The sequence below is a fragment of the Shewanella sp. SM101 genome (assembly GCF_025654465.1).
GTDB classification, from domain to species: Bacteria; Pseudomonadota; Gammaproteobacteria; order Enterobacterales; family Shewanellaceae; genus Shewanella; species Shewanella oncorhynchi.
Map to the genome: position 1 here is coordinate 1 of NZ_JAKKRH010000010.1, position 12,075 is coordinate 12,075.

The following is a 12,075-nucleotide window of genomic DNA, read 5'->3' on the forward strand; positions in this document are numbered from 1 at the left end:
AAACACAGCCAGCTAAATTTTGTCTCACCAGGGCAACGTCATGCACTGCAAGATGGCGCTATTTTAGCGAAGCGCAAGAAAGTGCTTGAGGCGGCGAAGGAAAGAAAACCGATGCGTTGGTCTACAGAGATCAGAAATTGTGAAGCGGTTGGCGCTGTAACACTCAACCCAGATAAGGCACCAGAAGAAGGCGTAATAAATGCAGCTTAATATTTAAACAAAGAGTGACAACTATCTTGAAAAACACCGGTTTACTCAAAAGCATACTTATGTTAACCATAGATATAAGAGACTATCACCATGAATTATCTGTATTTGACCATAGTAAGACGATACCAGATTTCTGCTCTTTTAGAACAAGGCTTTCGATATAAATGTACTGATTGTCATCGTCCTAGTGACGATAGGCAATCCTCCCATGCCTAAAATCGGTGGGGTTTGCATGTTTAAAAACGCCTTTTTTAATGAATTAGTTTGATTTTTTTCCACTATATCGTCCCATCATTTTTAATGGTACTCGTTCAAGCAATTTTCGCCATAACAGATTGTAGGCAAAAATGGAAAGTGCATTATATTGTTGTTTGTAAATAGCTCTCAACATTTCTTATTAAATCCAATAACATCTACCATCAAGATAATATTAAAGTAAAAAAGGTATAACACTTAGCGTGTTACACCTCGATGATTAGTACTTTAATTTTAAGTATTAAAAATATCTAGAATCGATATTCAACACCTAAACTTGCTTGTTTAAAGTCCGTTTCTGTATTTGCACCATTAGCTACATTATCCGCATTAATATCTGCATCATACCAAGTGTACTCAGCATTAATTAAAAATCGATCTGTGACTTTAAATGCCACACCGGCGCCGGCGAATACACCTTCACCATCGTCATTGCCAGAAAAACCGACGACGTCATAATCTGTCGAATACCATAACTGACCACCTTTAGCATATAGCTCTACTCGGTCTGCAATGGGAAGCATGACTTTAAGGGCTGCCGTATAACCATCGGTTTCGGCATTTGCTAAACCATTACCATAATCACCAAAGTTAATGTAACTACCTTCAAGAGCAAGGTATTTATTAAACTTATAACCAACAAGGCCCTGCATTACATCACTATTATCATCAAAATCATCATCGCCATCGACTTTTAAATAACCGTAGTTAGCGCCGACATAGATTCCGTTTTCTGCGGCATCACTGTTGCTCATGTTATCTGCATGAGAATATGCACTAAAAGAGGCTAAAGAAATAATGGCAGCTAAAGTAAGAATGGGATTTTTCATAAAGTACTCCTAGTTAATTATTTAAATACACTAAGGACATTACAAAAATAATGCCAACCTCGCAAAACCACACTCAGTTCAATACATAATGAAAACAATAACCTTACTTATCAATGCGATATATTTATTTTAATATTTTAAATTCAAGTTAACTATTTTTATAAAACACATGAAACTTTTTTCATACTTACACTAAAGCCGTGCCAATTCTGTCTTAATGTATTTATTGCCTGTGAAATTGTAACTATTTCATAGGTAACAAAATAAACACACAAAATTATTACATTTAATTAATTACATTATCATTTATATTGTGCGACTTACTTATTAAAACAAGTTTATTAAAGCAAGCTTTAACGGGAATACTGTGCCGCAGCGTTATGAACAAGAGTTATGGATGACGAACTGATTGTTAAACATGGACGTTATTTGGCAAGGAATATCCAAAAGGGGAACTGGTACCTTCCCCTTTTGGTCGACTCTTGATGAAAAATCAAGAGTGAAGCCTACAACTTTAATTTGGCTTTAAATAAAAACAGACTGAAAGAGAAGCGAGATTAAACAAGTCACACTGACATTATGAGCAGACCTTCTGTTACCAACCTTCAACAAAAGGTCAAATCTTCACGCAAACAAACAGCGCGTTACCTGATGCTAGATCCCACGGGACAATTCTTTCATAATCGTGTTCGAAAACATGCACTTCAAAATAGGGCGCTAACAATTCCTGCAGCTCAGTGAAGCTGGTAGCGACCATAGCATGTTGATCTTGCCATTGCTCAATACTGTGGACTTCTTGTAAACCCACTTCTTGCAAACCTGCGGCGTGTAACCCAGCTTCCAGCGAGCCTAAGCCTTTCATATCAGAGACAGGTAAAGGCGAGACCTCAGCAAACGGCTGACTGCTTTTGGCAATACTCAACTTTAATGACTGTTTTTCACCTTGCCCACTGTAATGCCAGCCGGATTCGAAGGCGAAATGGCTACCATCAAACTCAGCAAAATGCTTAACCGAACTTGTGTTATCGATTCTGTGCTTATCGACAGTATTAAAACAAAACAGCCCACCGTCATTAAGTGCGCTATGCACACTGGCGATACAGCTTTTAAGGCGTTCAATACAAGCACTGTAATGGATGGAATATAAAAAACAGGTAATCAAATCGACGCGCTCTTCTAAATAAAAAGCCGTCATATCTTGGAGGTTAAACTGAGCTTCAGGACAACGACGCATGGCCATGTCTAGCATAGGCTGATTAATATCAAGGCCACTGCACTGATAACCAAGGTCGATAAAATGCCGCACATGCGGACCAGTGCCACAGGCTAAATCAAGATGTTGCTTACCATTATTGCCGAGGAACTGATGCAGACGATGGATACTCGCGCTCTGTTGCTGGTAGTTGATATCGGAACACATTAAATCGTAATAACCGGATAAATCGGTATAGAGCGCGTTGGAAGACATAGTAGCGAATAGGTAACAAGGGCAATTTTAGGTGGCGCATGATATATCAGTTAGCCGATATCAGAAACAACGAATTATCCATCGAGTCTCAGCACGTGTTATCTCTCTAATCGTGCAACAATATCAATCCACCTAACCATTTACTTTGGGGCGTGAAAGCTCAGCTCTTCATAGGAACTTAAATATTCGAGTTGTGGTTTGGCAAAATAATACCCCTGAAAATACTCAATCCCTATTCCAGCGAGATAATTAAGTTCGGCTTCAGTCTCAATGCCTTCGGCCAAAACTCTTGTGTTAAGCTCTAAACAAATACGCAGTATTTCATCCACGGCTAACTGCTTTTCTCTATCGAGATCGATATCACGGATCAAGGTCATATCAAGTTTTAATACTTGAGGGCGCAGGGCTTCGAGCCAGCTTAAATCAGCAAAACCACTGCCAAAATCATCGATTGCCGTGATAAAACCACGCTTAGCATAGCTCTCGAAGATACGGACTAATTTTGCCCGATCAACAATTTGCTCGCCCTCAGTCACTTCGAACATGATTTTGTGAATATCAAACCCATACATGTCGGCGGCTTCAATCGTCGCGCGGATACATGTCTCAGGGTTATATACGGCATTAGGTAAAAAGTTGATACTGAGCATCTTATCGAGTCCCAGCTTTGAAGCGGTTTCTATCGCTTTTACACGGCAAGCCTGATCAAAATAGTATTTATTATTTTCATTAATCCGCTCAAACACCCACGCAGCCCCTTCACCATCAGGGCCTCTGACCAGAGCTTCATAACCGCTAATCTCACGACTAGGCCAATGGATAATAGGTTGAAATGCCATTCGAATTTCAAATCCTAATGACTTACCACTTAAGCAATCCATGCAAGTTTGTTGCTTTATTCGAGCGGGAAAATCCATAAACGGCCTCCTAAACATTAACCTTACTAGTGTGAGGATAAATACTTAAATTTGCCAGTTTTTACTGTTCATCCTAATAAAATCCATCACATATAGAGTGAAGAATGCTATTTCCAAAAATATAAAACGATTGTAAACGGCATAAAAAAATGGATGAATCCCAATAGGAGCTTCATCCATCACCATATGCCTCAGACTGATTTACTTCAGTTTATAAATCACTTCAACTCTATCTTCTATGCTCACTTGACCATATTGATAACTCTCGGCGGCGCCCATGGCATCGGCTTTAGCACTCATACGCAACATGACAGGTTGCACAGGGCGTTGATCGTAATAACGGATCTGCCAGATCTTACCGAGATTTTCACCAAAGCCTTTAGCCAAAGATTCGGCTTTTTGTTTGGCATCCACAATCGCGGCTTGACGTGCTTTGGCGACGTATTCAGCTTCTTTGCTCGACTTAAGGGCGATGTTATTGACCCGATTCATGCCCTCTTCTAAGGCTGAATCTAAGATTGCATTCAAGCGGCTTAAGTCTGTTACCGTCACGGTAATTTGGCGACTGGCGGTGTAACCCGTCAGCTCAGGAGCCTTATCCTGCATATACACATATTGCGGTTGAAGATTTAAATTCGCGCTCTGGATCTGATCTTTAGTCACACCCGCTGCGGTGAGACGGGCGATAAACTTAGCCACAGCGGCATCGGAATTATCTTTGGCGGCTTTAGCGGTTTTTTCGGTCACGGCCACTTCCACATTCACATCCGCCATATCGGGTTCGACTTGGATTTGACTCACACCCATGGTTTCAATATGCGGGAAATCGACCTCAGCGGCGAGCACTGCTGGCGCCATAAACGCGCTAGAAAAAAGACCACCCGCCACCAATACCGCTAAAAGAGAATTTTTCATAACTTACTCCAAAATAATGTGCTTATACCTAAACCACTTCAAATAGAACGCATATTCAAAACGAGACGGCTAAAACGACTGTGTCGCTTATTTAGTGCTTAGGCTATCAGTAAAAAGTGCCAATACTTGTGCCAATATGTAACAGCATCAAGAAATTGTCTCTTGCCCCTATAAACGCGGCCAATTTTAAAAAGGGTTAATTTTTCTGAAAAATGTTTAGCGCTTTTTATCCAGATGAGTTCGACCATGGATCTTTGGCTTATCTTCCTATATCCACACCCAGAATAGGCCTTAGGGTTAACTGGCATATTCAGCGCCCCAGTTGTACACTTTTCAGCCAAAGCTACTGTACCTTTTAATCACTTCAGGTATAATCCGCCAACTTTTTTAAGGCGGCTTATACCTCAGCGAGAAACCATGACAGTTGAAACTTTTAAACCCAAGCAAACGACCACGCTTGATATCCCAGTCAAAACATTAGAAGCAGCAAGCACTAATGCTGTTGCCACTGGGAATCGCATCGGTTTCGTGTCTTTGGGCTGCCCAAAAAACCTCGTGGATTCAGAGCGTATTCTGACTCAGTTACGCATCGACGGCTACGAAGTGACTAACAGCTACGACAATGCCGACTTAGTTATCGTCAATACCTGCGGCTTTATCGATGCTGCGGTGGAAGAGTCTCTGGATGCTGTGCGTGAAGCCTTAGAAGAAAACGGCAAAGTGATCGTCACTGGCTGCCTTGGCGCTAAAGAAAACCAAATCCGCGAAGTTCACCCAGATGTGTTAGAAATCACTGGCCCACACAGCTACGAAGCCGTGTTAAAGCACGTTCACAAATATGTGCCTAAGCCAGAGCACAACCCTTTCACCTCGTTAATCCCACAAACTGGGGTTAAGTTAACGCCTAAGCATTACGCTTATTTAAAGATTTCAGAAGGTTGCGACAACCGTTGTACTTTCTGCATCATCCCTTCGCTACGTGGCGATCTCGACAGCCGCCCAGCGGGCAGCATCTTAGATGAAGCTAAGCGTTTAGTGGAATCAGGCGTACAAGAAATTCTAGTTGTGAGCCAAGACACCTCGGCCTACGGCAAAGACAAAGGCGGTCGTACCGATTTTTGGAACGGTATGCCAGTCAAGCAAGACATTACTAGCCTAGCGCGCCAACTGGGTAAAATGGGCGCTTGGGTGCGTCTGCATTACATCTATCCCTACCCATGGGTTGACGATTTGATCCCCTTGATGGCCGAAGGTTTAATCCTGCCGTATTTGGATATTCCAATGCAGCATGCAAGCCCGCGCATCCTCAAGATGATGAAGCGTCCAGGCCGTGTTGACCGTCAGTTAGAAGCGATTCAACGCTGGCGTGAAATCTGCCCAGATCTAGTGATCCGCTCGACCTTCATCGTCGGCTTCCCAGGTGAAACCGAAGAGGATTTCCAAATCCTGCTCGATTTCTTAAAAGAAGCTCGTCTTGATCGCGTAGGTTGCTTTAAGTATTCTGAAGTCGATGGTGCTGTCGCCAACACCATCGCTGAGCTTATCAGCGAAGAAGTGAAAGAAGACAGATACCACAGATTTATGGAACTCCAAGCCGAGATCAGCGCCGAGCGTTTAGCCCGTTTCGTTGGCCGTACTTTAGATATTCTGATTGATGATGTAGACGAAGAAGGCGCCATTGGCCGCAGCTTCGCCGATGCACCAGAAATCGACGGCATGGTGTTTATCAATGGTGAAACTGAGCTGGAACCCGGTATGTTGGTTCGTGCCCGCATCACCCATTCAGATGAACACGATCTGTGGGCTGAAGTGGTAGATGCTGACACCCAAGACTAAGCCGTTCTGATATAGGACAGGCTATGACTCAAAAGCGAACCTCTGGTTCGCTTTTTGTTTTTATCATTTCGTAAGCATTAACACTGCGAATGCTTCACCATCTTTACTCCACTGCTTCGCCTCACTAACTCATCACACTATTTCTTCTCGCTATCTCATCACACTATTTCTTTTCATTATCTCGGCTCACTATCTTGATTCATTGCCAGCCTCAATTTCGCTGATTTATCAGCAGCTAGGATGAGACGTTTTGAATTAAGCATTAAGCATCGGGTCCCAACATCTTATTGGCATCGACCCACAGCTCGAACTCTTCTGCTGTCACAAACTCAAGTTCTAATGCCGCTTGGCGCAGTGTCTTATGCTCGCTATGGGCTTTTTTGGCTATCTTAGCGGCCTTTTCATAACCGATATGTTGATTCAGCGCCGTCACTAACATGAGTGAATTTTCCACATGCAGCGCGATTTGTGGCTCGTTCGCCACTATGCCGACCACGCAATGATCATTAAACGATTGGCAAGCATCCCCCAATAAGCGCCCCGATTGCAGCACATTGGCAATAATCATCGGCTTAAACACATTGAGCTCAAACTGACCATTGCTGCCGCCAATCCCAACGGCGACATCATTACCCATGATTTGCGCGCACACCATAGTCATAGCCTCGACCTGAGTAGGGTTCACTTTTCCCGGCATGATCGACGAGCCGGGTTCATTTTCAGGCAGTAATAACTCACCAATACCACAGCGCGGACCAGAACCTAACATCCTAATATCATTTGCGATCTTCATTAAACTGACCGCCGCCACTTTATAGGCCGCCGACAGGGAGACTAATTCATCGTGGGCAGCAAGGGCAGCAAACTTATTCGGCGACGTCACAAAGGGCAAACCCGTGAGTTTTGCAATATTGTCCGCCACCTTAACGGCGTAATCCTTGTGTGTATTCAGCCCTGTGCCGACGGCGGTCGCACCTAAGGCTAACTCAGCCACCCGCTTGAGACTGTGCTCAATGCCTTCTATGGCATGACTTAACTGCGCGGCGTAACCCGAAAACTCTTGGCCTAACGTTAACGGTGTTGCATCCATAAAATGTGTGCGACCGATTTTGACTAGGTGCACAAACTCATCGGCCTTATCCTGCAAGCTCTGCTGCAATAACCTCATGCAGGGCAAAACGAGCTCAACCGCTTGGCGATAGGCGGCAATGTGCATGGCGGTGGGGAAAGTATCGTTGGAGGATTGCGAGCGGTTAACATCATCATTGGGGTGCAAACATTTAACCGTATCGGAGAGTTGCCCGCCCGAGAGCACATGACCGCGATAGGCAATCACCTCATTGACGTTCATATTGGTTTGCGTGCCCGAACCCGTTTGCCAAATCACTAAAGGAAATTGCGCATCGAGTTCGCCTGCAATCAGCTCATCGCACACTAGGGCAATCAGTTGAGCTTTATCTTGGTGCAAGACGCCAAGCTGTTGATTGGTAATGGCGGCGGCTTTCTTTAAATAGCCAAAAGCGTGGATCACTTCGACAGGCATAGATGCCTCAGCACCAATACGAAAGTGCTGCCGCGAACGCTCGGTTTGTGCGCCCCAATAACAATCGACGGGGACTTTCACCTCACCCATAGTGTCGTGTTCGATTCGATATTGCTGTGCCATATGTATCTCCTTCGCTATAGGTTAACCATACTCGCTCAAGGAAAAAGTACAATTTATCCCCGGTTAATTAATGCCAGGCTAATAAGTTTGAACAACAGAGACTATCGAACTGAGGATGAGTGAAGCCTAGAGATGATTGAGTGTCGAGATGGATATTGAGGCAGGCACTAGCAGGGTGAATGACGAGTAAAAAGCAGATCCAAATAGTCGTAGATTAACAAAAGCTCAGCCGTAAAAAGTCGAAAGGGGTATCGCCCCTGTGCTGATACCCCTCTCGGTTACTCATTTTAAATGCCTTTCCTTTACGGTTGTAAGACCCTTTGCCCTTTTTCGCTTTCTCGGTGCGGGTCCTAAACAAGGGACTTGTCACTAACGCTTTTAGTGCGTTATCGGTAATGGTGCCTCGACCACTTTCGTGTTCTAAGGGCATATTTTGCGGTTTTTGCTTAGTCATTTTATGCCTCACTGCTTAATGAAAGTTAAGCCCATAGCCTAACAGCGCAAACTATAACGCAATCAAATCAGATGTACAGAGTTTGTGCACTCCAACATAAAAAATGGCTTTTACTAGTAGGAAAGTATGATAGATTATTCAAACATAAATAATATATTAGCTTAATAATCAATAAGATTTTATTAATAGGTTTAGTGAGTGGACTTTGCCATAACCTTTATTGGCACTCAGGTTACACTTTGTAATCGACAGATAAGGAGATCAATTTGACATCCGTGTTAGTCGCTCAACCTTGGCTCGGCGCACTGTTTTTACTGATAATGCTTCAAGCCCCGCTTGCCAGTGCTTTTTCCAGTTCAGATTCCTGCGTGATGACTATGGGGTATCGCACCAGCGAACGCTTACCCTTTATCGGAGACGAGTCCAATAACACGGGATTTTATCACGAACTCTACCAAGCGGCGGCGGACAAGATTGGCTGCAAACTCAATGTGGTGCGCGCACCTAAATTACGTATTCTGCGGGATCTCAAACTCGGCAATATCGATTTTTATCCCGGCCTTAATTTCACCGAAGAGCGGGCTCAATACGCGTATTTTATCCCCAATGGACTTTCACAACGTGCGATTGGCATTAGCCGTGCTGGCGCCGCCGATATTCGCTCCATTGAACAGTTAGCCCATAATGAGATGACCCTCTTAATCGCCCCCGGCAGTTACGACTTTGGCGGCTTACCCGACAAAATCAAGGTACGCAAACCGCCTGAGTTAACCGTCCCTAAAGCCTTGGATTATTTGCTTTCAAACCAAGGGGACTTTTTTATTTATGATCAAACCACTTTGCATTATTACCTTAAAAATCGTGACCAAAGCCAGTTTAAACTCCACTATCACTACAGCGAATTACCGCAGGAAATGTACCTCGGTTTCTCGAAAAAAAGCCGCCACTACCGCGGTAGACACAACCCCAACTATCGCGCTGATATCCCCATCAGCCCAGATAACAGTCCCACAGTGTTAACACCAGATTCTAAAGTCTTTGAATTGGCAAAGCACTCGCCGCTATGGATTCCCAAGGTGAAACTCAGCGCTTGTATAGTAAGTATTTTGGCTAGCTTAAATCCCAGAAATTAAAATGCCTCATTTGGGTTAGCTTAAATCACAAAAGTACCGCTAACGCAGAGTTCTATTGGACCTCTTATCAATTGAGGTACCAATAAAGAGCTAAGAGAATCATGCCTAACTGATTAAAAAGTGGAAAACTTGTCTTCTGCTCAAGCCATATTCTGATGTTTTAACTCGCTTTGTTACCCTCTGCGACAATATGCCGCACCTGCCACACTGAGATGCTCTTTATAATGCAGCGCAATTAATCCAAGTGAATGGAAGACAATAAGATGGCTGCAAATTCTGTGTATTTATCTCACCCGTTTAACACTTCAGTAATTTCCTCATCCCTCGCAATCGCCATGGGCTTATCGCTAGCGCCACAGGCAATGGCCGATGACAGCGAATTAGCCAATATCGAACGCTTAGAAGTCCACGGCCAACAGACCGACAACCGCAACACGCTAGGTTCGGCTGAAAACCTGCTGAAAGGACAAGGAGTAGATTTCTCCGAAGCGGGTGGCGTATCAGCTCTGCCTATTCTCAATGGCATGATGGGCGATCGCATTAAAGTGTTAGTTGATGGTGCGGACATTACCGCTTCCTGCGCCAATCAAATGAATCCACCGCTGTCATATATTTCCGCCAATCAAGTCACCACAGCCGAAGTGATTGCGGGTGTATCGCCAGTCAGCGCGGGCGGCGACAATATCGCGGGGGTGATCAAAGTCAGCAGCCTTAATCCTAAATTTGGCGAAAGCGATAGCATCAAGTGGAATAGCGGCGATATCTCAACGGGATACCGCAGCGTGAGTGACACCTTGCTACTGGGCACCAATGCCACAGTTGCCAGCAAAAATATCAGCCTAAGCTATCAAGGCGCCTATGAAGATGCCAACAGCTATAAAGATGGCAATGGCGATAAAGTCATAGATACTCTATACCGCGCACAAAACCATGCATTGACCGCCGCATGGCGTGACGACACTCAAGAAGTTGCCATCAAACTGACCCATCAGAATATTCCATTTCAAGGTTTTGCTAACCAATACATGGATATGACAGATAACAAGAGTTACGGTGCCCTCGCCCGTTATCAACTTAAACTCGACGATGACGGCGAGTTCAGCGCCCAATTCAATTGGCACGGCGTGAAGCACGAGATGGGCTTTTTCACCCCAGAGAAAACCGGCAAGATGCCAATGAACACTGAAGGTGATGACTACAGCTATCAACTGCACTGGCGTTTGCCAATAGGTGATGACAGCACCTTACTGGTCGGCCAAGAATACTATAGCTACCAGCTCGACGATGTTTGGCCTGCGGTGCCTGGCACTATGATGGCGCCCAATGACTACATCAATATCAACGATGGCCAGCGAAAACGCGCCGCCGTTTATGGAGAATGGCAGCAAGATTTAAGTCAAAGCTGGTGGTTATCGGCGGGTGTTCGCTTTGAGTATGTCACCACCAATACTGGTGAAGTCCAAGCCTATAGCAACATGCCTATGATGGGCATGCCCAATGTCGACGCAGAAGCGGCAAAAGCCTTTAATGCAATGGACAGAAAACGTGATGATAATCTGATCGATGCCACCTTACTGGCGCGCTATCAATTATCGACCAATCAACAGCTTGAGTTTGGTTTAGCCCGCAAGAATCGTGCTCCGAATCTATACGAACGTTACAGCTGGGGCCGCGGCACTATGGCGACCACTATGATAGGTTGGTATGGTGATGGTAATGGTTATGTGGGTAATCCGGATCTTAAACCAGAAACCGCCCATACCCTGAGCGCAGCCTACAAATATAACGATGATAGCTGGCAAGTCTCGACCACAGCTTGGTACACAGCTGTGACTGACTATGTCGATGCCGAAGTCATTGGTAGCTTCAATCGCACCAGTTCGCCTGATGGCAAACGCAATATTCTCCAATTCACTAACTTAGATGCCAATCTCTATGGCGCACGTTTTAATGCGCTCTATAAGTTTGCCGAAACCAGCACAGGTAAATGGCAAGTGTTAGGCAAAGTGAATGTAACCCGTGGCGAGCGAGATGAAGGTGATGAACCTTTATATCAAATCAAGCCGTTGCAAACAGAGCTGGCACTGCAACATCAGTTAGGTCAATGGGAAAACAGTCTTTCATGGCAATGGGTTGCGACCAAAGATCGCGTAGATGACCGCCGCCTTGAAAATGAAACAGACAGCTACTCCTTGCTCAATTTGAACAGCAGTATGAAATGGCAGGATCTGACTGTTACCTTCGCCGTGAATAACCTGTTCGACAGCTACTATGAGCTGCCACTGGGCGGCGTGAGTGTGGCGGAATTTAAGGCCGATAATACCAATGGCTTTAACCAGATTGCCGGTGCAGGTCGCTCGTTTGAACTCAGCGCAAGCTATGCGTTTTAAC

At 44.7% G+C, this 12,075-nt stretch carries 8 protein-coding genes and 3 pseudogenes; 5 read left to right on the forward strand and 6 right to left on the reverse strand.

The genetic code is table 11. The features are described from left to right. Both L5M38_RS07185 and L5M38_RS24575 read left to right on the forward strand, forming a co-directional pair. Positions 1-210, forward strand: a pseudogene (locus tag L5M38_RS07185) (IS3 family transposase); the annotation flags it as partial. A gap of 90 nt (positions 211-300) precedes the next feature. Further along, positions 301-411, forward strand: a pseudogene (locus L5M38_RS24575) (IS30 family transposase); the annotation flags it as partial. A gap of 305 nt (positions 412-716) precedes the next feature. Here L5M38_RS24575 and L5M38_RS07190 read toward each other — a convergent pair. From L5M38_RS07190 to L5M38_RS07205, 4 genes are all read right to left on the reverse strand, one after another. Beyond that, positions 717-1,295 (reverse strand): porin family protein, encoded by a 579-nt coding sequence (locus tag L5M38_RS07190; protein WP_263178661.1) that lies wholly within the window; start codon positions 1,293-1,295, stop codon positions 717-719. Between the two features lie 616 nt (positions 1,296-1,911). Further along, positions 1,912-2,763 (reverse strand): class I SAM-dependent DNA methyltransferase, encoded by an 852-nt coding sequence (locus L5M38_RS07195; protein WP_105251307.1) that lies wholly within the window; start codon positions 2,761-2,763, stop codon positions 1,912-1,914. Between the two features lie 140 nt (positions 2,764-2,903). Beyond that, positions 2,904-3,680 (reverse strand): EAL domain-containing protein, encoded by a 777-nt coding sequence (locus tag L5M38_RS07200; protein WP_113940061.1) that lies wholly within the window; start codon positions 3,678-3,680, stop codon positions 2,904-2,906. A gap of 201 nt (positions 3,681-3,881) precedes the next feature. Next, positions 3,882-4,595: an oxidative stress defense protein gene (locus L5M38_RS07205; RefSeq protein ID WP_263178662.1), complete on the reverse strand. Its 714-nt coding sequence runs from the start codon at positions 4,593-4,595 to the stop codon at positions 3,882-3,884. A gap of 417 nt (positions 4,596-5,012) precedes the next feature. Here L5M38_RS07205 and rimO point away from each other — a divergent pair, with 417 nt between their 5' ends. Continuing rightward, positions 5,013-6,431 carry a 30S ribosomal protein S12 methylthiotransferase RimO gene (gene rimO, locus L5M38_RS07210; protein ID WP_219250655.1) on the forward strand — a complete coding sequence of 473 codons (1,419 nt, stop codon included), beginning with the start codon at positions 5,013-5,015 and terminating at the stop codon, positions 6,429-6,431. Positions 6,432-6,693: 262 nt separating this feature from the next. Here rimO and fumC read toward each other — a convergent pair whose 3' ends face one another. Then, positions 6,694-8,097 carry a class II fumarate hydratase gene (gene fumC / locus L5M38_RS07215; protein WP_263178663.1) on the reverse strand — a complete coding sequence of 468 codons (1,404 nt, stop codon included), beginning with the start codon at positions 8,095-8,097 and terminating at the stop codon, positions 6,694-6,696. A gap of 214 nt (positions 8,098-8,311) precedes the next feature. Continuing rightward, complete coding sequence (locus L5M38_RS07220) at positions 8,312-8,551, reverse strand: alternative ribosome-rescue factor A (RefSeq protein WP_263178664.1); 240 nt, start codon at positions 8,549-8,551, stop codon at positions 8,312-8,314. Positions 8,552-8,817: 266 nt separating this feature from the next. Between L5M38_RS07220 and L5M38_RS07225 the strand changes: the two are divergent. Then, a pseudogene (locus L5M38_RS07225) lies at positions 8,818-9,665 on the forward strand (substrate-binding periplasmic protein). Positions 9,666-9,947: 282 nt separating this feature from the next. Further along, complete coding sequence (locus tag L5M38_RS07230; RefSeq protein WP_263178665.1) at positions 9,948-12,074, forward strand: TonB-dependent receptor; 2,127 nt, start codon at positions 9,948-9,950, stop codon at positions 12,072-12,074. Position 12,075 lies beyond the last annotated feature (1 nt).